Raw genomic sequence first — 25,427 nt, forward strand, 5'->3', positions numbered from 1 at the left:
GAAATGAGCCGCAAAGATAGCAAATTTATCCGTACTAGAAAATACTTTTGCGAAATTACACGGCCTAACCAATACGCCCTTCATGAAAATATTAAATGCCGATCAAATTCGTGCCCTCGATAAATCCACTATTCAGAACGAACCCATCGCGCCCATCAACCTCATGGAGCGAGCGGCTCTCGCTTTTGTCGACTGGTTCGTTGATCGCTTTCCAAACACAACATCCACCAAAATTTTCTGCGGGTTAGGCAATAACGGGGGTGATGGCTTAGCGATTGCCCGTCTGCTTCTTGAACGCGATTACCCAATCGATGTGTATGTCGTTCGGTATGCGCCCCGCGAGTCCGACGATTTCATGCACAACCACCGGCGTCTTAAGCTCGTCATCGAGCGTATCCACTACGTCGAATTAACGGAAGATATTCCTGCCATCCGCCATAACGAAGTAGTTATTGATGCCATTTTGGGCTCCGGTCTATCGCGGCCCGCCGAGGGTATTATCAAGGATACCATTGGAGCGATCAACCGCGCTCCGGCTACGGTAGTCTCGGTGGATATTGCCAGCGGTCTTTACACCGATCAACCCAACAGTCTGGCTGATGCTATTATTGAACCCGATTATACAATCACCTTTCAATTGCCTAAACTGGCCTTCGTGATGCCTAAAAACGGGCGTTACGTCGGCGAATGGCACCTTGTTGATATCCGGCTTCACAAGCGATATATCGACCATGCGCCAACGCCGTATTATTACACCCAGCCCAAGGACGCCCGTCTGCTGCTCCACAAGCGGGAACGCTTTTCGAACAAAGGTTCGTTTGGCCACGCTTTGCTGTTGGCCGGTAGTTACGGAAAGATCGGTGCCGCGGTGCTATCCGCGCGCGCTTGCCTGCGGTCAGGCGTTGGCTTACTGACGGTCCACGCTCCCAGCTGTGGCTATACGACGCTGCAAACGGCGGTTCCCGAAGCAATGTGCCGCCCGGATTCCAATGAGCGGATGCTAACGGGTCACAGTGAAGTAGATACTCCTCCCCCAGCCGACTACTCCACCGTCGGCATTGGGCCTGGTATTGGTAAAGCGCCCGAAACCCTGGCTATGCTGCGGGACTTACTGCCAACGCTGACGAAGCCAATGGTAGTAGACGCTGATGCCCTTAATTTGTTGTCGGAGAACCGGGAGTTACTGGATAAACTACCGAAGTATAGCATTCTAACCCCGCATCCCAAGGAATTTGAACGGCTCACCCAGACGTGGAAAGACGATTATCAAAAATTAGAGCTACTCCGCAACTTTGCGAAGAAGTATAAAGTCGTCGTCGTTCTGAAAGGTGCTTATTCGGCAGTAGCTACGCCCGACGGCGATATTCATTTTAATTCGACGGGAAACCCTGGTCTGAGCACCGGTGGCACTGGTGACGTACTTACGGGTGTACTAACCGCCCTACTTGCCCAAGGCTACGACCCAATCGAAGCAGCCGTACTAGGTGTTTTCTTCCACGGACTGGCGGGTGATCGAGCAGCGGAACAACGCGGCCCCATTGGAATGACGGCTTCTGACGTTGTCGATGCGCTACGGTGGGAGTAATCTGTAGAAAACGTTTAACATAAGTGTAGAGCGTATTCTACACTTATGCTCTAGAGTAACTTGATTCCAGAATTAGCGTAGCTACCGAATAATAAACATCGACGTATATAGGTTTCTAGCAAATCAGGTAGTTATACGCAGAACACAAAATCCGGATTTTCGCTCTAGGCGATAGCAGAAAACGGCCCCAAATTTGTACTGCACTTTGTAGCTTTATACTGACAAGTACTTATGAAACCTACAGCACAGCGTGATTGGCGCGTAAGTCGTCCTTCGCGAAAGAACCGGGCGACCTTCGATCAAACCAGCGCTTTAGGCGGCCTAACCCTGGCATTATTTGCTTATATTGTCTACCACTTTATTTATCCCTTGATCTCAAAAGGATTGCTTTGGTAATTGTAATTCTTTGTAAGACGTTGATCCCTGTCAGCCAAGCGCTGGCGGGGATTTTCTTTATAAACCAGATCCGACCGAATTGGTTAGCTACCTTTTAGCTTTTACAGCTTATTTTGTTAATGCGTGAACTTGTTTGTAACCCAGTCGCTGCTTGATAAGCAAGAAAGCACGTCTATATCGGCTGTAAGCAACCGACCTGGTAAGCACCCTGTAGCCTTTGTTTCGAATACAGTTTGGGAAAGGGCTGAGTTCAGGTTCAAGGATCGGATTACACAACTCAATCAGCCGCTAAACCTTGTCGGGGGAAGTACCTACCGCCACCATATTAGCTTAGCGAATGATAGGTTACGAATGCGGCTCCATAGGCTAATGCCATCATGTAAACCAGCTGAACCATCGGCCACTTCCAGCTTTTGGTTTCACGCTGGGTTGCCGCCAGTGTACTCATGCACATCATGGCGAAAACGTAGAAAATCAGCAAGGACCAGGCCAGCGCCGGTGTGTACATACGATCCCCCGTCTGCGGGTTGCGCTCCTGCCGAAGCCGCTCCCGAATCGTAACCCCTTCGTCGTCGCCCGTTCCAATGCTGTAAATGGTCGACATCGTACCGACAAATACCTCGCGGGCGGCAAAGGAACTGATTAACGCAATACCGATTTTCCAGTCATAGCCAAGCGGGCGGATAACGGGTTCGATAAAATGACCAAAGCGCCCGGCATACGAGGCTTCGAGTCGTTCGGAGGCAATTCGATTCGCCAATTCGTCGGCGTCCAATGGCTGGCTTTGCTGGCGGACCTGCTCTTCGGCGCGTTGCATGGAATCGCCGGGGCCGTAACTGGCCAGTACCCACAGCACGATCGAAATAGCCAGGATAACACGCCCGGCTTCCCACACAAATGCCCGCACGCTTTCCCAAACAGTTAGCGCCACGTGGTTCCAGCGGGGTAATTTGAACGTAGGCAGCTCCATGATAAAGAAACTGCGCTCTTTACTGCGAAGAACCAGTTTCAGCACATAGGCAGCAAGCAGAGCGCTCACCAAGCCTAAGAGGTATAGCCCCATCAGCGCCAATCCCTGTACGTTAAATATACCCAGCACACGCTGGTTCGGTACGACTAAGGCAATCAGAATAGTATAAATTGGCAATCGGGCCGAACAGCTCATGAGTGGCGTCACCAGGATCGTTATCAGACGATCCCGTCGGGTACCAATGCTACGGGTAGCCATAATGGCGGGAACAGCGCAGGCAACGCCCGAAATCAAGGGTACGACACTGCGTCCGTTCAGGCCGAATTTGCGCATGATGCGGTCCATGATGACCATTACCCTCGACATATAGCCCGATTCTTCGAGTAGCGCAACTAACAAGAACAAAAACGCGATTTGCGGGATAAAGACCAGAATCCCTCCCACTCCGGCCAGAATACCATCGGTAAGCAGATCCGTGAGCGGTCCTTCGGGTAAGCTGTCTTTTAGCCGACCGTTGAGCCAGGCTACGCCCGTATCAATACCGTCCATGAAGGGTTGTGCCCACGCAAAAATGGCCTGAAAAATGAGCATCAGGACCAGGGCGAAAATGGCGTACCCCCAAACCGGATGCAACAGCACACGGTCAAGTTTCTGCGTCCAGGTGGCTTGATCGGCCGGGCGCTGATCGGTAACGGTTTCGGCAACGACGTTCGCGATCCGCTTGTAACGCGTGATTGTTTCGCCCGCCTGAAACGTGGGTTCGTTAAATTGGTGTTTCGTAATGATGGCATCCAGTCCAGCCTGCTGCTGATGATTCAGAAACGTAAATCCATCGTGCTGAATGACGTACTGTAATGCCAGGTAATTGTTGCCGAGCTGGTACTGCGCTTTTGTATCGGCAATCAGATCAGCCGCTTCCTCGCCCGGATCAAAAAATAATTTCTCCTGCAACGTTGGTTTACGAAGCTGGCCCAGCACGGCTTTCTTGAGTGGCTCGATCCCTTCGCCCGTACGCGCATTGATGCGCACAACGGGCACTCCCAACTGCATCGCCAAACGTACGGCATTAACGTCTTTTGCCTGCTGGCGAGCCACATCGAGCATGTTCAGGGCCAGTATGACCGGAACGCCCAGATCAGCTATTTGGGTAAAAAGCAGCAGGTTGCGGTGCAGATTGGATGCGTCAACAACCACGACAGCGACATCGGGGTAATCCGGGTGAGCCGGATTAGCGAGTATGTCGGTAACGATCTGCTCGTCTAGCGATTTCGGATAAATGGAGTAAACACCGGGTAAGTCAACGACGTTGGCCGTTAGTTGATCCGTTATCGACCACGGACCAGACTTTTTGTCTACCGTAACGCCGGGAAAATTACCCGTCTTCTGGCGGAGCCCAGTCAGTTGGTTGAACAGCGACGATTTACCGGCATTAGGATTGCCAACAAGGGCGATTACGGGGGATGATTTCAAAGCAGTTATACAGATTATAGCATCCGGCTTACGACTCTTATGCGCCCGCAAACCGCCATAACCCTTTAATTGTCAATCAGAATTGTAGCAGCTTCGGATTTTCGCATGGCTAAACAATAGCCTGCCACGTTTAGGCAGATTGGATCGCCCAGTGGCGCTTTTCCACTTACGCACACTTCAGCTCCCGGCAAACAGCCCATTTCAAGTAGTTTAAGCGACATTAATTGATTGTCGAACGATTGAATAACCGCTCGCTCACCAATTTTCAAATCGGCAACGCTACGTTTGCTCATGGTACCGGGATCTTAAGCTTATTTAGATTCAGTTTAATTAACGCAAGATTACAACGGAAAGTTTGGGTTTGCAAGGAGCATTTGAAAATATCTTACCCCATCCACTCTACTACTTTTATCGGTAACGACTTGCCCTTACGGGTTATTTTATCCAACTAAATCCCAGCCAAATCGTATAATCGTCGCCGTAATGACGAGCAGAAAAAAGATGCGGATGAATTGGTTGCCTTTCAGTATGGCCAGCCGGGCTCCGAAAAAAGCGCCACACAAATTAGCGACGGCCATCGGTATCGCTACAGCATACAGGATTGTACCTTCTTTGACAAAAAATAAAACGCTGGCGAGGTTAGTAGCGGCATTGACCAATTTAGCGTGCGCGCTGGCTTTTAAAAAGTCGAAGCCGATCAAGGCAATAAAGCCCAACACGAGAAAACTGCCCGTGCCAGGGCCAAAAAAGCCGTCGTAAAAGCCAATACAGGCACCCATTGCCCACATCCGTATGCGCTGCTGACGCGCAGGAACGGACTGACGCGTTACTTGACCAAATTCTTTTTTTGTCAGTGTATAGATAAAAACGGCAATGAGAATAACCAGCGCAAACGGCTTCATAAAACTGTTGGGCACCCGGGTAAGCGTCCAGGACCCCAACCAGGAAGCGCCGAAAGCAATCGCCATCATCGGGGCAATAAATCGTCCGGCAACGGCTACCCGCCGACCGTACTGGAACGCGCCCATCAGGCTACCGCATAGGGATGGTATTTTGGTTGAACCGATCAGCGTTGGAATAGGATATTGGGGTAAGGTAAACAGAATCGCGGGCGTTTGAATCAGGCCGCCCCCACCAATGATGGCATCCACAAAACCAGCTAAAAACGAGAAACCGCAGAGAAGCAGAACAACTGAATAATCCATCACGAATAACTCTTACCGCACGTTGACAGGTCCAAACCAGACTACGCTGAGTAAAAGCCAACGCCATTTAAGGAGCAAATATAGTGATGTCTCGACGAACGTGATTCATGCGGCATGTACCAAGGGCTCTGTCCTGGTCGCTGTCAATAATCGGTTTGTCGTTTTGCCTGACAGCGCTCACGGGGTTCTATGACAACGATCATCAGCTTTAAGAACACAGAATACAAAACTATTTCTTTTTCGCATCGGCATTGCGCCGTAAATTTGCAGTCGTAAACGAATGACATGACCGATTCAGTACGACAGTTGAGTGCGTTGATGCGTAAAGAGTTTCTGCTCGAGTGGCGGCAACGCTACGCGCTCAACGGGATGCTATTATACATTGTCGGGGCGGTGTTTGTGTGCTACCTGAGTTTTAATGCCCGTCGTGGTCAATTGACGCCGATTGTCTGGAACACCCTGTTTTGGATTATTCTTTTGTTCACGGCGATCAACGCTATTGCGAAAAGCTTCGTGCAGGAACGCGCTGGCCGACAATTGTATTACTATATTCTGGCAAGTCCTGAGCAGATCATTATCTCAAAAATACTGTACAATACGGCCCTGATGCTCGTGTTGGCCTTGCTGGGATTTGGCGTCTACGCCTTTGTACTGGGCAATCCGGTTCAGGACGTAACGCTCTATCTGCTTACGTTGATCCTGGGTGCTATTGGTTTCGCGGCTTCGCTGACGCTCGTTTCGGGCATTGCTAGCAAAGCCGAGAATCCAGCGACGCTCATGGCGGTGTTAAGTTTCCCGATTATTCTTCCGCTGCTGCTGATGCTGCTGAAAATATCGAAAAATGCGCTCGATGGGCTTGATCGTGGTTCAAGCTGGGACGAGATCGGAATCGTACTCGCCATCGACGCCATTGTTTTAACATTATCCTGGCTGTTATTTCCGTTTTTATGGCGGAGCTAACGTAACGCGGACATCTCCGCTTACTTACATTAACTATACGGACAGAACGTCCGTGTTACTTATGAAAAAGAACTGGTGGAAAGCCCTTTCGGTCCTTATTCTGACCTATGTGATACTACAGGGGTTGCTGGGTGTCGTACCCCGTCAGCCCATTCTCAACGAAAGCATTCGCAACGTGTATTTTCACGTTCCGCTTTGGTTTGGTATGATCATTCTGCTTCTGACATCGGCGGTTTACTCAATTCGTTACCTGCGAAATGGTCGGCTCACTGACGATCTGGTAGCCATCGAATTTGCCAATACGGCGATTCTGTTTGGTCTGCTGGGCTGCGCGACGGGTTCGTTATGGGCTAATTTTACCTGGGGTGACCCCTGGCCTAATGATCCTAAACTAAACAGCGTTGCGGTTGGTATGCTGCTTTATCTGGCTTATCTGATTTTGCGCGGCTCGTTCGACGATGAACAGCGCCGTGCTCGCATTTCGGCGGTTTATAACATCTTTGCGTTTGCCGTTTTTGTTCCGCTTATTTTCATCGTTCCTCGCCTGAATGATTCGCTACACCCCGGTAATGGTGGCAATCCAGCGTTTGGCAAATACGACATGGATAACAACTTACGCATGGTGTTTTATCCGGCCATTATTGGCTTTACGCTTCTGGGCGTATGGATTACCGAGTTGCGGGTCCGGCTCCGGCGGATAAAACTAGCGCTCGAAGAATAATTCTGTGGGTGTAAACCGGAATGATTCTTTATATTTTTACGTTATTTTTTTGACTTCTTGTTCTTATTCAAATGCGACTGTCTTTTCTGACGAAAGCCCCACTAGCAGCCCTTCTTCTACTGGGCCATACTCTAATGGCTCAACAGCCTGTATCGGACGGCGTTGAGATGGCCGACAAGCTCCGGGCCGATGGTAAAATATGGGTGGTGGTGGCTGTCATCGCAGCCGTATTTGTGGGCATCATCGTTTATCTCGTTCGGCTCGACCGCCAAATCGGGAAGCTGGAGGATGAGGTCAAAGGCCAACGAAGAAACGTAACGGATACACCTGAGCGGACTAAAAATGCCATTCATTAATCAGTAGACCCGCTTATTTTTAGTTAACCTATCTTGTTTCACAGTTATGAAACTCTCTCACATTTTCGGGATTATTGTTATTGCATTAGCCATTGGTATCATTGTTGCAACGGCGGGTGATGCCAGTTCCTACGTTACCTTTAAACAAGCGGCCGAACTTGCTCAAGATGGCGACGATAAGATGATTCACGTCGTTGGTAAGGTTCAGAAAGATGCCCAAGGACGGGTTACGGACATGCTTTATGATCCTGCTATCGACCCAAACCACTTTGAGTTTACGCTGATCGACAATGAAAACCGGGCGCAGAAGGTTGTTTTCAACAGTCCTAAGCCACAGGATTTTGAGCGTTCCGAGCAAGTTGTCATCATCGGGGCAATGAAAGGGGATCACTTCCAGTGCGATAAGATTTTGCTAAAATGTCCGTCTAAGTACCAGGAAAATAAGCTGGAAACAACCGAACACGAAGCCAAAACAGCCCAACTTTAAAAGGCTTTCAGCTTACAGCTTTTCCCACTGAAAATTAAACATGATACATACAACAGTCGGGCAACTCGGCCATTTTTTTGTTATTCTGTCCTTCGTTACTGCGCTGGTAGCGACAGTGGCTTATTTTATTTCGTCGCTTGGTCGACGGACTGCGAAGCAGGCAATACCCGTTGAAGAACCCCAGCTTGCGTACGCGGGCGAATCGTCGTTCGGGGGAAAAACGGCCAAGCGGAAAGCTCCTGTCCAGGCAGCCAGCCCTTCTGCTCCCGAGAAGGACGACTGGAAAAAGCTGGCTCGGTGGGCTTTTTATATCCACGGTGCGGCTGTCGTTGGGGTGGCTGCCAGTCTGTTTTATATCATCTACAATCATTACTTCGAGTACCACTACGCCTGGAGTCACTCGTCGCGGGCGTTGCCGGTTCACTACATGATTTCGTGCTTCTGGGAAGGTCAGGAAGGCTCGTTTCTGCTCTGGCTGTTCTGGAACGCAACGCTGGGCGTTATTTTGACCCGTACCAGTGGTAGCCAGTGGGAAGCGCCGATGATGACCGTGTTTGCCTTGGTGCAGGCTTTTCTGGCATCGATGATTCTCGGCGTTGTTTTTGGTGGCACCTTTAAGCTTGGCTCCTCACCGTTCCTGCTGCTGTCGGAAGCCATGCCCGACGCCCCGATCTTTACGGCAGACCCGACCTTTGTGCCCAAAGATGGCAATGGTCTGAACCCGCTGCTCCAGAACTACTGGATGGTTATCCACCCGCCTACGACCTTTTTGGGGTACGCCCTGACGCTGGTTCCGTTTTCGTACTGCATTGCCGGACTTTGGCGCAATGAGCCCTTTGCGTGGATTCGCCCGGCCCTGCCCTGGACGTTGATTGGTGGTCTGGTACTTGGTACGGCTATTATGATGGGTGGCTACTGGGCTTACGAAACCCTTAACTTCGGTGGCTACTGGAACTGGGACCCCGTCGAAAACTCGGTTTATGTACCCTGGCTGGTCTTGGTTGGCTCCCTACATGCAATGCTGATAGCCAAACGCAGCTCAACGGGACTAAAAACGACGATTATTTTGAGCATCAGCACCTTCCTGCTCATTCTGTATTCTACGTTCCTCACCCGTAGCGGTATTTTGGGGAATGCATCCGTACACTCCTTTACGGATCTGGGCTTATCCGGACAGTTACTGGTTTATCTGCTGGTATTCGTTGGTCTGGCTGTGGTCTTAGCCGTGAGCAAGTGGAAATATATTCCAACCGACGAACAGGAAGCGTCGGTTTACACTAAAGAATTCTGGTTGTTTATTGGCGCTACGGTGCTGTGTTTGGCGGCTTTTCAGGTCATTGCCACCACGTCGATTCCAGTCTACAACAAGATTCTGGAGTCGTTCGGAAAGGTTTCGAACCTGGCCCTGCCCGCTGATCAGATTAGCCACTACAACAAATTCCAGGTTTGGTTCTTTGTCGTCATTGCCTTGCTGACGGGCGTTGGGCAATTCATGTGGTGGCGAAAACTGGAAAACAAAAAATGGGATGCGCTGATTACACCGGGGATTATAACCCTGCTTATCAGTGCCGGTCTGATTGCGTTCGGATCGATCAAAAATCCGGTTTACATGGCCTTGTTGGTTGCGTCGGTCTTCGCGCTTGTCACCAACGGTACCATTCTCCTTGGTATCGTACGGGGCAACTACCGTCTGTCGGGCGGAGCGATCGCACACATGGGTATGGCGTTGATGCTCATCGGTATCCTGTATTCGGCGGGCTACTCAAAAGTTATTTCGATTAATACGAGCGGATTACTGATTTCCAAACAGGACGAGTTTACCAAAAACGACAACAAGGAAAACAAAGAAAATACGCTGCTCTGGCTCAACCAGCCCGAACGGATGGGGACTTATCAGCTTACTTACCGTGGCCAGCGGATTGAAGCACGCGACGTTCCCGGCTACATTCCCCGCAAAGACGTGATGGTCATTGAGGGTGACTTCCACGGTATCGCGCAACGTGACATCGAGCAGAACGGCAAAGTGTACCACAAAAAAGGAGACACGCTCGCGCTTTATCCGGAAAACACGTATTACGAAGTAGAATACCGGGAGCCAAGCGGCAAGGTATTTAGCCTCTACCCGCGTGCCCAGGTGAATGAGCGCATGGGTCTGTTAGCCTCTCCGGACACACGCCATAAGGTTGACCGGGACATTTATACGTACGTCAATTCCGTACCCGACCCAACTGCCGAAAACAAATGGGAAAAAACAGAAACGTACAGTGTGGCGATCAAAGACACGTTCTACCTGAATGATTACGTGGCTATTCTGGATGACGTTGTTCGGACCAATGAAGTTGAAGGTATGGAAATTGGTCCGACTGACGCGGCTGTGCGCGCTCGTGTTCGGGTGTTGAGCAAAACAGGAGAGCAAACACTGAGTCCGGCTTTTGTTATCAAGAACCGCATGGTAGCTCACCCCGCCGAAATGAGCGATGAATTAGGCGTTCGTATCCAGTTGAACGAAATTGATCCCCGCACGGGTAAGTTTACCTTCGCCGTTAACCGGACGCAGCGAGATTACATCGTCATGAAAGCGTTCGAAAAACCGTTGATCAACGTACTTTGGGTCGGCACGCTCATTGTTATCCTGGGCTTCCTGATTTCGGCGGTTCGGCGGTATCGTGAGTTTAGCAAGATGCGCGACAAAATGATTTAAATGAAACTAAAGCTTTCTGAAATACTGCTGCTCTCGGCGGGGGCCGGATTCCTGATTCTGTGGATTGCCGAATACCAGCGGACAACATTTGCCGAGAGTTATTGGTTGTTGATGCTGTGTTTAGGCTTTCTACTGGCTTTCCAGTACGTAAAAAATAAACGGCTTGAACGCGAAAAAACGGTCTCTCCAACCATCAAGCAGATGCTGGAAGACCGGAAGAAAAAGAAAAAATAACGACTGGTTTGTAGTTTTGGGTCAAGAACGATAAATCAGGCGTTATACAACCAAAACTACAACCCATTGGAATCCTACGCGTTGCTCTTTGGAGCGTTACTGGCTCTTGTGCTAGCCGGGTTTTTCTCGGCAGTAGAAATGGCTTACGTATCGGTCAATCGACTGTATTTTGAAATACACGGTAAACAAGGTCCCCTCGGCGAGAAACTGGTATCGAGTTTTCTGCGGAATCCGGTCTTGTTTGTTGGCACAACGCTGACAGGAAATACGTTATTTCTGGTACTATACACGGTATTAGGCGTTATGGCGCTGAATCCGTTACTGATGAGCATCTTACCCAGCGCCTGGTCTGCTCATCAGTTTGTCTTTATCACCATTGAGACGCTGGTACTGACGGTGATTTTTTTACCGTTCGCCGATTACTTACCCAAAAGTCTGGCGCTGATACATCCCGACCGATTTCTGGAAGCGCTGGCCGTTCCGCTTTGGGTTCTTTATAAGTCCATTGCCCCGCTCGTGCGTATTCTGGTCGGAACAGCCCGTTTTGTTATTCATTACATCCTTGGCAGAAGTAATCCGGAAATTCGGCCCGTTTTTGGGCTCACGGATCTGAACCAGTACCTTCAACAACTCAATCAAAAAGCTGACCCTGAGGAAGAACTGGAAATCGATACGCAGATTTTCAACAATGCCATCGAGTTTCGCGACGTTCGCGTTCGGGACTGTCTGATTCCCCGCACGGAAATTACGGCAATTGAGGTAGACGATACGACGGAGGAACTACGGCAGGCTTTTCAGGATAGCGGCCATTCAAAAATTCTTATTTACCGTGACACCATCGATGACGTAATTGGCTATTGTCATGCGTTGGCTTTGTTTCAGAAACCAGCAACGGTCGAGGAAATTATAACACCAATCATTACGGTTCCGGAGACCATGCCCGCCCAGGATCTGCTGCTTCGCTTTTTGTCGGAGCACAAGAGTTTAGCGCTCGTCGTTGATGAATTTGGGGGTACGGCGGGTATTGTCAGTCTGGAAGATATGGTCGAGCAGATTTTCGGGGAAATCCAGGACGAGTACGACACGAACGAGGACTGGATCGAACAGCAGCTCGACGATCACACCTGGCTCTTGAGTGCCCGTCACGAAATTGAGCATCTGAACGAAACCTACGGATGGGCTATTCCCGAAGGAAGCTACGATACACTGGGTGGTCTAATTTTACAAACGAACGAAGATTTACCCCATGTCGGTGAAATAATCGAATTAGCACCGTTTACGTTTACGATTGTGACGATGGATGGCACCCGAATAGGTACAGTAAGAGTTCGTCTGAATCCGAAACACGCAGATTAACCGGCAAGATAACTTCAGCGGATGGCAGTTGTACCAGTTCGATGACAATTCTGCGGTGGAGTTTAAGTAATCAGTAGAGCGGTCTGCTTTCCTTTTCCTAATTTTGGGCCCGTAACTAATTGCTTCTTGTGAATTCACTATCGACTCCGCAGGCCGTTGCCCGGCATCTACTCTCGGTACAAGCCATCCGTTTACAACCCGATACACCATTTACCTGGAGTTCGGGCTGGAAATCGCCCATCTACTGCGACAACCGTGTCACACTGGCCTACCCCGACGTTCGAACGTACATTAAAAATGCACTGGCCGACCGCATCCGGAACGAATTTCCATCGGCGCAGGTAATTGCGGGCGTCGCGACGGCGGGAATCCCGCAAGGTGCCTTAGTAGCCGATGCGTTGAATCTTCCTTACTGCTACGTCCGGCCCGAACCCAAAGCGCACGGGATGGGCAAACAGATTGAAGGACGGCTGGAAGCTGGTCAGCGCGTGGTGGTCATCGAAGATCTGATCTCGACGGGTGGTAGTTCGCTTAAAGTTGTTGACGCCCTTCGTGCAGCAGGAGCCGACGTACTTGGTATGGCCGCTATTTTTACGTACGGCTTTCCGCTGGCAGCTCAGAATTTTGCCAACAAAAATGTTCAGCTGGTCTGCCTGAGTGATTACAACGTTTTACTGACCGAAGCACAGGAACTCGATTATATTTCTACCGATGCACTGGCTTCGCTCGCTGCCTGGCGCGAAAATCCCGCCGACTGGGGAAAGTAGATCGTATCTAAATTGGGGCTAGTGGTTAGCTCGTCAAAAACATTCTATGGTGAACCGGTTGTTTATACGTCATTGACTACCGCCGGCAATTCACGACCGCTAACCACCTCCCACTCTTCTATGGCCACCATAACCGCCCGGATTGAACGAACACCTTACGAAACACACCTATCGACTGGCACACAGGTTATTGTTGTCGATGAGCCGAAGGAAGTTGGGGGTCAAGATCGGGGGATGCGCCCTGGCGAGTTGCTGGCAGGCTCACTCGCGTCCTGCACCGCTGTAACCGTACGCATGTATGCCGACCGCAAAGGTTGGTCGCTTGACTCGGTGGTCATTCATGTCGATTATACGTACGATCCAGCGGAAAAACGGTCGCGTTTTGTCATGAAACTTATTCTAAACGGTGATCTTGACCCGGAACAACGTCTCCGGCTCCGTGAAATAGCGGATCGATGCCCAATTCACCGAGCCCTGGAACATCCAATTGATTTCGAAACCACGCTCGTTGATGAACCTGCGCAACCCGTTGCCAATCAATAACGGCATTAGTCGTTTCGGATTAAATGCTTGTTTCTTGCTTTTGGGAAGAATTTCCGTTTGAGTAGTTACTACAGTAGAAACAACGTTATCGTCTATGGAAACCCTGAACTTCAAAACGAATATCAAATCGAGCGCCGATGTAGCAGCGGTAACGCTAAACCTGAATGACATCGAGCAGGTAGATGGCTGGAACATCGCAACGGATGCTCCTGATAACTTATTGACCGTCCAAACAACAGACAATCGAATTGCCCATTTGGTGCAGAAAGCCGTCGAGAAAGCTGGGTATACAGCGCAGCTTGTCGAACCGTAATAGGCAGACATACCGCTAGCAAAACCTTACTTTCGTGTGATTTTGCTAGCGGAATTCTTTCTTGTCAATCAGGTAACATTGAGCTCAGGTCTGACGAATGGGTTGGATAGGCAAACAACATCTCCCCCATCGCTTTTGCCGTAATTTTATGCTTCATAGCCAGTGCAAAAAGATTGATAACTTCTTCGCTACCAGAGCCTAACAAATGCGCGCCTAAAATCTGGTCGGAATCTTCATCGACAATTGTTTTGAAACCGCTGACAGCTTCGTTGATTCGTCGGGTGCTGTACCAGCCGGCCGTTTCCTGAAACAAAATCTTTGCTTTACGTCCCTCTTTCTTCACCTGCTCTTCCGTCAGACCAATTGACGCCAGGGGCGGCACCGTAAATACCGTTGACGGGACCGGATCGTTTGAGTACATCTTTTTGTTGCCGCCCAGAATATTTTCGGCAACGATCTTTCCTTCGTAAGAAGCCAGGGGCGTCAGTGGCAAGCCTTTTTCGGCTACATCGCCACAGGCGTAGACAATCGGATTGGAAGGGCTTTGCAAATAGTCGTTGACAAGCACTCCTTTCTTCCCGACTTCAACATGGGCTTTATCCAGCGCCAGTTCCTCAACATCGGCCACGCGCCCGGCAGCATGGACAACCAGATTAGCCGATGCCGTATGATTCGCGCCATCACGCTCGTACTGAACGGTTAGCTTATTTGGCTCGCCTTCGATGGCGGTTACTTTTGCTTCTAGCACGATAAAAATGCCGAGAGCGCGCATAGCCTCTACCAGCAGTTGAACAACATCAGCGTCGAAGCCTTCCAATGGCCGTTTGCCCTGGTGCAGAATCGTTACGCTGGCACCGGCACGAGCCGCAACATGCGCAAACTCAAAGGCAATATACCCTCCGCCTACCATGACAATTTCCTGGGGCAGCTCCGGCAGTTCCAGGAAACCGGTGCTGTCCGTTAGTAATTCCTCACCTGGAATGTTCAGCGTCTGCGGTCGATGCCCCGTTGCAATAACGATGTTTTTTGCAACCAGTTCGTCATCGCCAACCCGGATAGTATTATCGGATACAAACGTCGCAACGCCGTGAACGATCTGGATACCTTGCTCCGTGAATTTTTCCTCCGTGTTTTCAGGAATCGGATCCGTAAACGTTTTTTTGAACTGAATCAGATCCGGCCAATGGATCGAAGTGGTATGGTCAATACCTTTACCCACTAGCTGAGCAGAACGGGCGACAACCTCGGCAGCACCAACTAAGACTTTCTTCGGGTCACACCCCCGTTGTGAACAGGTTCCCCCAAATGGTAATTTATCGATAATGGCCACCGACTTACCCGCTTTCCGAACAGCTTCAGCTACTGTTTTTCCGGCGGAACCGGTGCCGATGACGACAAGGTCAAATGATTGCATAGAAATAGTACAGGATAATTCTCGTGTACATAACTAGCAAACCAGACCAATCGTCTAAAAGAAAACGGGGAATCAAGCCCAAAGCCTGATTCCCCGTTTTTTGCGCTTCTTTATCTAGTTAAGCGACAGCTTCATACAACTCTTCCCGCTGCACTTTTACCCGATCGTCGGTCAGGTATTCGTCGTAGGTCATCAGCTTATCGAGAATACCAGCTGGTGTAATTTCGATGATGCGATTGGCAACCGTCTGCACAAACTGGTGGTCATGCGACGTAAACAGAATGGGTCCTTTGAAATCGATCATACCGTTGTTCAACGACTCAATGGATTCAAGGTCAAGGTGGTTCGTTGGTTCATCGAGCATCAGGACGTTCGCGCCCGACAGCATCATTTTCGACAACATACACCGCACTTTTTCGCCCCCACTCAGCACACTCGCTTTTTTAAGTGACTCTTCGCCCGAAAACAACATCCGACCCAGGAAGCCCCGGATAAAGCTTTCGTCTTTTTCGGCTGAATACTGCCGCAACCAATCCACCAGATTCAAATCGGTTTGGAAAAACTTATCTTTTTCGGCATCCGTCGGGAAATAGGACGACGTGATCGTGATTCCCCATTTGAACGAACCGGAATCGGCTTTGCGTTCGCCTGCCAGAATATCAAGCAGGGCCGAAACCGCCAGTCCGTCGCGGCTGTAAAGAAATATCTTGTCCTGACGGTTTACTGTGAACGACAGGTTTTCGAACAACTTCGTGCCATCTTCAGCCGTGTAAGTCAGGTTCTCGACGGTCAGGATCTGATCGCCGGGCTCCCGCTCCGACTTAAAGTTGACATAAGGATATTTCCGCGACGAAGGCTGAATGTCTTCAATCGTGAGCTTTTCGAGCAACTTAGCCCGGCTGGTTGCCTGCTTCGACTTCGATGCGTTGGCCGAGAAGCGACGGATGAATTCTTCGAGTTCTTTCCGTTTGTCTTCCGTTTTCTTGTTTTGATCCTGCCGTTGTTTCAACGCCAGTTGGCTCGACTCGTACCAGAACGAATAATTACCCGCAAAGAGCTTAACCTTACTGAAATCGACGTCAACGATCTGCGTACAAACCTGATCCAGGAAGTGCCGGTCGTGCGACACCACAATAACCGTGTTGTTGAAATTGGCCAGGAAGTTTTCGAGCCAGATCACCGATTCAACGTCGAGGTTGTTGGTCGGCTCATCAAGCAGCAGCACATCGGGGTTGCCAAACAGCGCCTGCGCCAGCAGGACCCGTACCTTTTCCGAGCCGTTCAAATCGCTCATCAAGGAGTAGTGCATGTTCTCTTTGATACCCAGCCCCGATAGCAGACTGGCCGCGTCGGATTCGGCATCCCAGCCGTTCATTTCGGCGAACTCCGATTCAAGGTCGGCGGCTTTTTCACCGTCGGCATCCGTAAAATCGGCTTTTGCGTATAGCTCATCTTTCTCCTGCATGATGTCATACAGGCGTTTGTTACCCATAATAACCGTTTGCAAGACAGGGTATTCGTCGTAGGCTGACTGGTTTTGGTTCAGCACCGACATGCGTTCACCCGGCGTCATTGTCACCGAACCCGTTTGTGGTTCGATTTCGCCGGAGAGAATTTTCAAAAATGTTGATTTACCGGCTCCGTTAGCTCCGATCACCCCGTAGCAGTTGCCAGACGTAAATTTTATAGTGACGTCGTCAAATAACACCCGCTTCCCATAGCGGAGGGAGACGTTTTGTACCGATATCATGCGTTGATTGCTGTTCAGATTGAATGGCAAAGATACGAAATTTTGCCGGGAAATGGTGTGTCTGCATTGGGTCAGTCGTTCTGGCATCGGCTAAAAGAAGTAGCTTTGCCCATCGCAACGCTCACTCTTATGCTGCAAGCCGAAACGCTGACTTTTCTACGTGATTTAAAAGCTAACAATACTAAAACCTGGTTCGATGCGAATCGATCTGCCTACGAAGCGGCCCGCGCAGACTTCGGCCAGTTTGTCAGCCAGTTGATTGAGGGCCTGAACGCCATCGACCCGGATCTGGCCGAATCGAATTTACAGGCGAAGGGATGCATGTTCCGCATCAATCGTGATGTTCGTTTTTCTACGAATAAATCACCCTACAAAACCAATTTCGGAGCCTGGTTCAACAAAGGGGGCAAGAAGCTTGAGACGGCGGGTTATTATTTTAATCTGGAACCCGGCCACAGCTTTATTGCGGGTGGTCTGTACATGCCCGATGCGACCGTACTGGCCAAGGCCCGACAGGAGATTGATTATAACGTTGACGAGTTTAATCAAATTCTCACGGCTCCGGCTTTCGCCAAAACGTTCAACGGACTGAGCCGCGAAGACACGCTGCAACGACCACCCAAAGGCTACACGCCGGACAACCCCGCTATCGAGTATCTCAAACTGAAAAGCTTTACGGCCAGTCACGCGTTGCCGGACGATGCGCTCACCAAGCCCAGTCTTACTAAACAGGCTCTGGACGGCTTTTCTACCTTGCAGCCATTGATTTCCTATTTGAACCGAGCCGTCGAATAACGTGGACGTTCTGCTCGCGTTACAGGGCTAGATTCTCGGAACAAATGGGCTCACCGAAGAAAACAGTAGCCTGCCGGTCAAAGTCATCGGTCGAGTCCGTCGTCAAAAACGTTCGCCGACCGTGTTGACTGCACTGCGCTTCCAGTTCAGGGTGGCGACTCAGGTAATGGGCCAAACTATCGGCAACAATCCCCCCCTGACTTAAAATTGTCGTACCAGCAGGCGCATACTGGCGAATTTTATCGAGCAGAAGCGGATAATGCGTACAGGCCAACAGGATTGTGTCAAGACCGGGGGCCTTTGCAACCAACCGATCAATGTGCTGCTTAACGAAATAATCAGCGCCCGGACTGGCATATTCGCCGTTTTCGACCAGCGGCACCCACATCGGACAAGCCTCCTGAACGACAGCCAGATCGGGGAAAAACTTTTCGATCTCAACCAGATACGATTCAGACGTAACGGTTCCGCGAGTTGCCAGAATACCGACCTGCCTCGTGGTCGAGTAATTACCAATCACTTCGGTTGTAGGCCGGATGACGCCTAACACGCGCCGAGTGGGTCCGTCCAGACCGGGTCCATCTAAGCCAGGATATAATACGGGCAAATTGAGTTGCTGAATATTTCGTAGCGCTTTGGCCGAGGCCGTGTTGCAGGCCAGCACAACCAGTCGGCACCCCCGGTCAAACAGGTGCTGAACACATTCCAAGGTGTACTGGTAAACGGTTTCAAACGAGCGCGTTCCGTAGGGCGTTCGGGCATTGTCCCCCAGATAAATATAATCGTACTGCGGAAGTTTGCGAACAATTTCTCGCAAGATCGTCAGGCCACCGTACCCCGAATCAAATACACCAATCGGCTGGTTCATAAAACATAAAAGTCATTCGGCGGCCATCGGTAATCATTCATTTGCAGAAGACTACCCAAGACCGCCGAATGACAAGCTACTGACTGACTTATCCTAACAACTCTTTACCCTGTGCCAAAGCCGCGTCTAATCCCGACAGATCGGAACCGCCAGCGGTGGCAAAAAACGGCTGGCCACCCCCACCGCCTTTGATGTTCTTAGCCAGCTCTTTCACGACCTGACCGGCATTCAATTTTCTGTCCTGAATAAGCGAATCGGGCAGCATGACGGCCAATTGCGGTTTCCCGTTAATGTCGGCTCCAAGTACGACAGCCAGATTGTCTATTTTCGCTTTCAGATCGTATGCTAACTGCTTCAACGCGTCCGCCGACGGCACGTCTACCCGTTCAACCAGACGAGCGTGACCAGGTCCAGCGGTTTCGACTTTTTCTAGAAGCTGGTTTTTCAGTTGCTGTACTTTTTCGTTCTGCAACGCTTCGACCTGCTTTTGCAGGGCGCTGCGTTCTTCAAGCAACGTTTGAACCGCTTTGACGACGTCTTTGGGCGCTTTCAACAGGTCTTTTAATTCGGTGACAATGGCCATCTGTTCGTTGACCAAGGCTTCGGCACCCGCCGATGTTTTGGCTTCAATCCGACGAACCCCCGTCGAAACCGACCCTTCTCCCGTAAACTTAAACAAACCGATGTGGCCCGTTGCGGGTACGTGCGTTCCCCCGCATAGCTCAACCGAATAGTTGGGATCAAAGGTGATGACCCGCACGAAGTCTCCGTATTTTTCGCCGAACAAGGCCGTAGCCCCTAACGCTTTCGCATCTTCGATGGGTACGTTCCGTTTCTCGTCGAGTTTGATGTCTTCGCGGATTTTTTCGTTGACGATGCGCTCAATTTGGGCGAGTTGCTCATCCGTCACTTTGCTAAAATGCGAAAAGTCGAAACGGAGGGCATCGGGTCCAACGTACGAGCCTTTCTGCGCCACGTGCGAGCCTAATACCTCACGCAAGGCGGAATGCAGCAGGTGCGTAGCCGTGTGGTTACTGCTAGTCAGCCCGCGACGTTCCGTGTTGATGATCGCGTATACCGAATCCGCTTCGGTCAGCAAATCGTCAATACCCGCTACGTCCTGAACGAGGTGGATCACCAGGTCGTTTTCTTTTTTAGTGTCGGTTACCGTCAGCGTACCGATTTGGTCAGAACCCGCAAATAGCTCCAACGTACCCGTATCGCCAATCTGACCACCCGATTCAGCGTAGAACGGCGTTTTATCCAGTACAACCTGTACCTGCGTACCCTGCTTATTCTGAATCTTACGGTACTTAACGATCTGCGCGTACGCTTCTGGTTGGTCGTAACCAACAAACTCGACTTTGTTGTCCAGTTCAGCCAGTTCCACCCAGTCGCCCGCCGACGATTGCGCGTCTTTGCGGGAGCGTGCTTTCTGCTCCTGAAGGGCTTTCTGGAAACCGGCTTCGTCAATCGTCAGGCCTTTTTCGCGGGCAATCAGAGCCGTTAAGTCAGCGGGGAAGCCGAATGTATCGTTTAGTTCGAATACCGTTTCGCCGGGAATTTCGTTTTTGCCGTCGGTCGTCAACTGGCCGATGATCTGGTCCAGACGGCCTAAACCACTTCCGAGTGTACGCAGGAAGGCAATTTCTTCTTCCCGAATAACCGTCGCCACGAAATCACGCTGGGCATTCAGTTCGGGGAACACGTCGGCGAACTGCATGGCTAACGTTGGCACGAGCTTGGTCATAAACGGCTCGGTCAGGCTCAGGTACGAATACCCGTAACGAATAGCCCGGCGCAGAATCCGCCGGATAACGTAGCCAGCTTTTGCATTGGAAGGAACCAGTCCGTCGGCGATGGCGAACGAAACAGCCCGGATGTGATCGGCAATGACGCGCATCGCTACATCCGGCTTTTCCATTGTGCCGCCGTAGGACAGGCCCGACAGTTCTTCGATCACCCGGATCGTTCCTGAAAAAACGTCGGTGTCGTAGTTCGATTTTTTGCGCTGAATGGCCATGCACAAACGTTCGAAACCCATACCCGTATCGACGTGACGGGCGGGCAGTGGTTCCAGCGACCCGTCGGCCTTCCGGTTGAACTGCATGAACACCAGGTTCCAGATTTCAACTACCTGCGGATGATCGGCGTTAACCAGTTCTTTTCCTGACTTTTCGGCTATTTCCTCCGCTGAGCGCAGATCAACGTGGATTTCTGAGCACGGTCCGCACGGGCCCGTATCGCCCATTTCCCAGAAGTTGTCTTTCTTATTGCCGTAGATTATCCGATCCTCGCCAACGATGGGTTTCCAAAGATCGAACGCTTCCTGATCGAAAGGCACATTGTCTTTATCGTCACCCTGAAACACCGACACGTAAAGCCGATCTTTCGGTAATTGATAAACATCCGTCAGCAGTTCCCACGCCCACGTAATGGCTTCTTTCTTAAAGTAATCGCCAAACGACCAGTTGCCGAGCATCTCGAACATCGTGTGGTGATAGGTATCAAAACCAACATCCTCAAGGTCGTTGTGCTTACCCGACACCCGCAGACACTTTTGGGTATCGGCTACGCGCTTCGACGGGGGCGTCCCATTGCCGAGAAAGAAATCTTTAAACTGGGCCATTCCTGAGTTGTTGAACATCAGCGTCGGGTCGTTCTTGGCGACGAGCGGAGCCGATGGCACAATCAGGTGTTGTTTCGAGCGGAAGAAGTCGAGAAAATGCCGACGTATTTCGTGGGAAGTCATTGTGTTCGTCATATGTAGCCAGTCGGTCGTCTGCCGGTTGCCGAGGGTTCTATCCAAAACAGCTACCATTTATTGACTACCAACTGATTTGCAAAATTACGCCAAAACTTGCAGGTTTAATCCAACATCAGCAAGTTTGTCGTATGGAAGGCACGGGGAAGCTGTATTATGGCATCAAGGAAGTGGCAGATCGGTTTGGCATCAATGCCTCCAAGCTGCGTTATTACGAAAAGGAGTTTCCTACGCTCCAGCCCAAGAAAAACCGAGCCGGCGACCGGGTGTACACCCAGGCAGATATCGACCACCTGGCCGAAATTCTGGATTTGATCGACCGGCAAAAGTACACGCTGCCCGGTGCTCGTGAGTTTTTGAAAGAGCGCGATGCCCGTCGGCGGGAAAACGCGAAATACGTTGCTAAACTGCAAAAGCTGAAGTCTTTTCTCGAACAGATCAGAGATGGCCTGGACAAGCCGGAACCAGCGCAGGCCGTTCAGAATCCGGGTTCGGACGCCGGTGATTCAACGAACTAATCGATTAGATTTTTGACGGAGCCACCCCGTAAGTCTTTTTGAAGACAAACGAAAAATGGGAAAGGTCTTCGAATCCCAGGTCCAGATACACCTCCGAAGGGGCTTTGCCTTTTTCTTTGATCAGGTAATAGGCTTCCTGAAGCCGTTTATGCTGTAGCCAGCGACTCGGCGACCGGTGGAATATTTTCTCAAAATCGCGCTTAAAGGTAGCCAGGCTCCGCCCGGTCAGGTACGCAAATCGTTTCAGTTCTACGTTAAAATGAAAGTTTTTATTCATAAACGCTTCCAGATCGATCTTGCCGGGCTCCGAAAAATCGAACAGCACATCGTTTAACTCCGGATTGGTTTTCAATAAAATAAGCACGGCTTCCCGCAGCTTCAACGCCAGTAATTGTTCGTTGCCCGGCTGCGTTACCTGCTGATAGGGAACTAGGGAGTCCATGTAGCTTTTAATCAGCGGATCGGGCTTTAACGCAACGATAGTACTTCCCGCCTGATGCTGTGCCGCCGTGTAGCCGTACTCCATACTCATTGAGCGAAGCATCTCCTGATTAAGAAAAATCGACAGCGATTTAAACGCACCGTCTTTGGGTGGCATCTTCGTAAACTTAACCAACTGGTTCCGTCTCGAAAACCGAAAATCACCCTCTCTAAACGTGTATTTCTGGTTGCCGTCGTTCATCAGCAGCGATCCGGCTATCTGATAGCTTAGAATATGTTCCGGCACAAACTGTTCGCCCTCCCGGCTTCGGGCATGGTTGCACGAATAAGCAATGGATGGTTGTTTCTCTATTTCTTTCTCACTCGTCATACGCCGAATAGCCAACAGCATGGTTGTATCATCCTGATCATAACCATGCTGTTTTTAAATAAGATCAAATAAACGTCGATTTTGACCTAATCGACTCGTACTCACTACGCATTATTTTTTGTTGCTAGGTACGTTTTTCCAAAGGCAGTGTCAAGGAAGTTAACGGCATCGTCGTGATCCGTCGAGCTACTAACAGGCATCCATTTTTCGAGCTCGGCTTGCCGGTCAGCATCCGCCTGTTCTACAATAGCAACCGCTTCGCTGCCCAGCACTAAATGCACGGGTGGCTGCGGGTTGTCAACCAGATCAACCATTACCCTGGCCGCTTTGTCCGGATCACCCATTGGTACGAAGTTACCATTTTTAAAGAATTCGCTTCGCTGATCGACGGTTGTTTCGTAGCCCTCAATCGATGGCGCGTAGGTCATGGAAGCCCCCGCCCAATCGGTACGAAATCCGCCGGGTTCGATGCTCGTCACGTAGATGCCGAGGGGAGCGACTTCTTTGGCAAGTGCTTCCGTAAAGCCACTCAATCCAAACTTGGCCGCCTGGTAAATCGATACCCCCGCGTTACCAACCCTGCCACCTACCGAGCTGATCTGTAGGATACGCCCCGAACGCTGCTGCCGCATGTAAGGAAGTACAATACGAGTCACTTCAATGGGTGCATACAGGTTTGTTGCTAACTGGCTCTGCACTTGCTCATCGGTAAAGGCTTCGGCGGCTCCAATGATGCCAAAACCAGCGTTATTGACCAGTACATCAATCCTACCAAACCGCTTTATGGTTTCTTGCACCGCTGCGACGACCTGCTTTTTGTTTGTTACATCCAGCGGTAAAGGATACAATTGATCCGGATACTGGCTCGCCAATTCGGCCAATGTTTCCGGGTTACGCGCGGTAGCGGCTACCCTATCCCCTTTCGCTAATACGGCTTCGGTCAGGCTACGACCAAGCCCACGCGAACTTCCTGTGATAAACCAAACGTTTGCCATTGTCTTTGCTTTTGTTTTCACAAAATTCGGCAAGAGTAAAGCGGGTGACTTTGTTTAAACGCTCAAAGTTGGTTTGCTCAAACGCTCATACGGCACGCTGTTAACGATAGCCTCAGCAGCGCAACGTCCTGGTATAAACTTGCTTGAAAATCGCACCCGGTTGTTTTTCTACGCAATTGGTTTTCAAATCAGAATTCTGTAAGCTTGCACAAGTAACCTTTACAGAGTTTATTGATTACATTTTTTCGTATCGTTTGTGCCCACCGACACTCAGCATCAAATCGCACTAACGCTCGTCCCGGGCGTTGGCAGCATCCTTATACGGCAACTGATTAGTTATTGCGGTTCTGCAACCGACGTTTTCCGATCTCCCTTATCACGACTAGTAAAGGTGCCGGGTATCGGTGACGTTACAGCGCGTGCCATTCTGAAACCGGGCGTTCTGCTCGAAGCCGAACAGGTGGTTAACCGCCTTCAAAAACTGGAGGCAACCGCCTTGTTTTTTACCGATAAAGCGTACCCGGCACGGCTGAAAACACTGTACGATGCGCCAGCACTCCTTTATTTTCGGGGTTCGGGCAATCTTAACGCTCCACGTACCATCGCCCTGGTGGGCACTCGGCAAGCCACCGACTACGGACGACGTGTCACCAACGAAATCATCGAAGCTGTTGCTCCTTATGGGGCCAGCGTTATCAGCGGGCTGGCCTATGGCATCGACATTGCCGCTCACCGATCTAGCCTGGTCAACAATGTTCCAACAATCGGGGTGATGGCCAGTGGTCCGGACATTATTTACCCCGCTGTTCACCAGAAAACCGCGCAGGAAATGCTTGTTCAGGGTGGGCTGCTCACCGAAAGTCAACCCGGCACCAAGCCCGACGCCCACTTATTTCCGGCTCGTAATCGTATCATCGCGGGTCTAAGCGACGCTGTTGTGGTGGTTGAGGCAGCCGCAAAAGGCGGAGCGCTGATTACAGCAGAATACGCCAACAATTACCACCGGGAAGTTTTTGCGGTACCGGGTCAGCTCATGCAGACGTTTTCGGCGGGTTGTAACAAACTCATCCGCGAAAACAAAGCGCAGATCTACACCAGCCCTCGGGATATTATCGAAGCGCTTAACTGGGATCAACCCCCGCTAAACCCGACGGACTCACCACTAGCAGGCGGTTCTTCGCGCAAAAAAAGCCTACCGCCCATTCCCGTCGATCTTACAGAAGAAGAGAGTCAGGTATTGGCATTGCTCCGCCAGACTTCGGATCTGCACATCGACGACTTAAGCTGGAAAAGTCAGATTCCGATGAGCCGGCTGGCGTCTGTCCTGCTCAATCTTGAATTTCGGGGGTTTGTCAAGTCGATACCGGGAAAAAAGTATGCGGTTGTTTATGTGTAGGCATCGGTTTACAGCCAATTGGCGATCTACCAGAGCGAATACGTAGACAATT

The 25,427-nt window shown here is 50.5% G+C and carries 24 protein-coding genes; 15 read left to right on the plus strand and 9 right to left on the minus strand.

Annotated elements, in window-relative coordinates:
• The first annotated feature begins 82 nt into the window (after positions 1-82).
• Positions 83-1,585, plus strand: coding sequence for an NAD(P)H-hydrate dehydratase (locus LQ777_RS12850; RefSeq protein WP_232558326.1), 1,503 nt, complete (start codon positions 83-85; stop codon positions 1,583-1,585).
• A gap of 231 nt (positions 1,586-1,816) precedes the next feature.
• The gene (locus tag LQ777_RS12855) at positions 1,817-1,981 is read left to right on the plus strand and encodes a hypothetical protein (RefSeq protein WP_232558327.1); all 165 of its coding nucleotides are present in this window, start codon (positions 1,817-1,819) and stop codon (positions 1,979-1,981) included.
• A gap of 325 nt (positions 1,982-2,306) precedes the next feature.
• Here the strand turns inward: LQ777_RS12855 and feoB are convergent, their stop codons facing one another.
• From feoB to LQ777_RS12870, 3 genes are all read right to left on the minus strand, one after another.
• Positions 2,307-4,421: a ferrous iron transport protein B gene (feoB, locus tag LQ777_RS12860; RefSeq protein ID WP_232558328.1), complete on the minus strand. Its 2,115-nt coding sequence runs from the start codon at positions 4,419-4,421 to the stop codon at positions 2,307-2,309.
• Between the two features lie 65 nt (positions 4,422-4,486).
• On the minus strand, positions 4,487-4,714 hold the full coding sequence (locus tag LQ777_RS12865) for a FeoA family protein (protein ID WP_232558329.1): 228 nt from the start codon (positions 4,712-4,714) through the stop codon (positions 4,487-4,489).
• A gap of 147 nt (positions 4,715-4,861) precedes the next feature.
• A complete protein-coding gene (locus tag LQ777_RS12870) occupies positions 4,862-5,626 on the minus strand; it encodes a sulfite exporter TauE/SafE family protein (RefSeq protein ID WP_232558330.1) in 765 nt (254 codons plus the stop codon).
• 285 nt (positions 5,627-5,911) lie between these two features.
• Between LQ777_RS12870 and LQ777_RS12875 the strand changes: the two genes are divergently transcribed.
• The 10 genes from LQ777_RS12875 (at position 5,912) to LQ777_RS12920 (ending at position 14,064) form a co-directional block, all read left to right on the plus strand.
• Positions 5,912-6,586, plus strand: a complete 675-nt coding sequence (locus tag LQ777_RS12875; RefSeq protein ID WP_232558331.1) for a heme exporter protein CcmB — start codon at positions 5,912-5,914, stop codon at positions 6,584-6,586.
• Positions 6,587-6,647: 61 nt separating this feature from the next.
• Positions 6,648-7,307: a cytochrome c biogenesis protein CcsA gene (gene ccsA / locus LQ777_RS12880; RefSeq protein WP_232558332.1), complete on the plus strand. Its 660-nt coding sequence runs from the start codon at positions 6,648-6,650 to the stop codon at positions 7,305-7,307.
• A gap of 71 nt (positions 7,308-7,378) precedes the next feature.
• Positions 7,379-7,663, plus strand: coding sequence for a CcmD family protein (locus tag LQ777_RS12885; protein WP_232558333.1), 285 nt, complete (start codon positions 7,379-7,381; stop codon positions 7,661-7,663).
• Positions 7,664-7,709: 46 nt separating this feature from the next.
• Positions 7,710-8,150 carry a cytochrome c maturation protein CcmE domain-containing protein gene (locus LQ777_RS12890; RefSeq protein WP_232558334.1) on the plus strand — a complete coding sequence of 147 codons (441 nt, stop codon included), beginning with the start codon at positions 7,710-7,712 and terminating at the stop codon, positions 8,148-8,150.
• A gap of 40 nt (positions 8,151-8,190) precedes the next feature.
• Positions 8,191-10,851, plus strand: a complete 2,661-nt coding sequence (ccsA, locus tag LQ777_RS12895; protein ID WP_232558335.1) for a cytochrome c biogenesis protein CcsA — start codon at positions 8,191-8,193, stop codon at positions 10,849-10,851.
• Complete coding sequence (locus LQ777_RS12900) at positions 10,852-11,085, plus strand: hypothetical protein (RefSeq protein ID WP_232558336.1); 234 nt, start codon at positions 10,852-10,854, stop codon at positions 11,083-11,085. It begins immediately after the preceding gene.
• 66 nt (positions 11,086-11,151) lie between these two features.
• Positions 11,152-12,441 carry a hemolysin family protein gene (locus LQ777_RS12905; protein WP_232558337.1) on the plus strand — a complete coding sequence of 430 codons (1,290 nt, stop codon included), beginning with the start codon at positions 11,152-11,154 and terminating at the stop codon, positions 12,439-12,441.
• 128 nt (positions 12,442-12,569) lie between these two features.
• Positions 12,570-13,208, plus strand: a complete 639-nt coding sequence (gene pyrE, locus LQ777_RS12910) for an orotate phosphoribosyltransferase (RefSeq protein ID WP_232558338.1) — start codon at positions 12,570-12,572, stop codon at positions 13,206-13,208.
• Positions 13,209-13,328: 120 nt separating this feature from the next.
• On the plus strand, positions 13,329-13,751 hold the full coding sequence (locus LQ777_RS12915; protein WP_232558339.1) for an OsmC family protein: 423 nt from the start codon (positions 13,329-13,331) through the stop codon (positions 13,749-13,751).
• 94 nt (positions 13,752-13,845) lie between these two features.
• The gene (locus LQ777_RS12920) at positions 13,846-14,064 is read left to right on the plus strand and encodes a copper chaperone (RefSeq protein WP_232558340.1); all 219 of its coding nucleotides are present in this window, start codon (positions 13,846-13,848) and stop codon (positions 14,062-14,064) included.
• Positions 14,065-14,128: 64 nt separating this feature from the next.
• Here LQ777_RS12920 and LQ777_RS12925 read toward each other — a convergent pair whose 3' ends face one another.
• Entirely contained in the window at positions 14,129-15,478 is a 1,350-nt protein-coding gene (locus tag LQ777_RS12925; RefSeq protein WP_232558341.1) for a dihydrolipoyl dehydrogenase family protein, read from the minus strand.
• 118 nt (positions 15,479-15,596) lie between these two features.
• A complete protein-coding gene (locus LQ777_RS12930; RefSeq protein WP_232558342.1) occupies positions 15,597-17,228 on the minus strand; it encodes an ABC-F family ATP-binding cassette domain-containing protein in 1,632 nt (543 codons plus the stop codon).
• 57 nt (positions 17,229-17,285) lie between these two features.
• Here LQ777_RS12930 and LQ777_RS12935 point away from each other — a divergent pair, with 57 nt between their 5' ends.
• Positions 17,286-18,023 (plus strand): DUF2461 domain-containing protein, encoded by a 738-nt coding sequence (locus tag LQ777_RS12935; protein WP_232558343.1) that lies wholly within the window; start codon positions 17,286-17,288, stop codon positions 18,021-18,023.
• 19 nt (positions 18,024-18,042) lie between these two features.
• Here the strand turns inward: LQ777_RS12935 and LQ777_RS12940 are convergent, their stop codons facing one another.
• Positions 18,043-18,891: a glutamate racemase gene (locus LQ777_RS12940; RefSeq protein WP_232558344.1), complete on the minus strand. Its 849-nt coding sequence runs from the start codon at positions 18,889-18,891 to the stop codon at positions 18,043-18,045.
• An 88-nt stretch (positions 18,892-18,979) separates the two neighbouring features.
• Positions 18,980-21,643: an alanine--tRNA ligase gene (gene alaS / locus LQ777_RS12945; protein WP_232562846.1), complete on the minus strand. Its 2,664-nt coding sequence runs from the start codon at positions 21,641-21,643 to the stop codon at positions 18,980-18,982.
• A 143-nt stretch (positions 21,644-21,786) separates the two neighbouring features.
• Here alaS and LQ777_RS12950 point away from each other — a divergent pair, with 143 nt between their 5' ends.
• Complete coding sequence (locus LQ777_RS12950; RefSeq protein ID WP_232558345.1) at positions 21,787-22,173, plus strand: MerR family transcriptional regulator; 387 nt, start codon at positions 21,787-21,789, stop codon at positions 22,171-22,173.
• A 4-nt stretch (positions 22,174-22,177) separates the two neighbouring features.
• Here the strand turns inward: LQ777_RS12950 and LQ777_RS12955 are convergent, their stop codons facing one another.
• Positions 22,178-23,005, minus strand: coding sequence for a helix-turn-helix domain-containing protein (locus LQ777_RS12955; protein WP_232558346.1), 828 nt, complete (start codon positions 23,003-23,005; stop codon positions 22,178-22,180).
• Between the two features lie 83 nt (positions 23,006-23,088).
• Positions 23,089-23,979 (minus strand): oxidoreductase, encoded by an 891-nt coding sequence (locus LQ777_RS12960; protein ID WP_232558347.1) that lies wholly within the window; start codon positions 23,977-23,979, stop codon positions 23,089-23,091.
• A 256-nt stretch (positions 23,980-24,235) separates the two neighbouring features.
• On the opposite strand from LQ777_RS12960, the gene dprA reads away from it, so the two are divergent.
• Positions 24,236-25,375 carry a DNA-processing protein DprA gene (gene dprA, locus LQ777_RS12965; RefSeq protein ID WP_232558348.1) on the plus strand — a complete coding sequence of 380 codons (1,140 nt, stop codon included), beginning with the start codon at positions 24,236-24,238 and terminating at the stop codon, positions 25,373-25,375.
• The last annotated feature ends 52 nt before the right edge of the window (positions 25,376-25,427 follow it).

The organism is Spirosoma oryzicola, assembly GCF_021233055.1.
Classification (GTDB): Bacteria; Bacteroidota; Bacteroidia; order Cytophagales; family Spirosomataceae; genus Spirosoma; species Spirosoma oryzicola.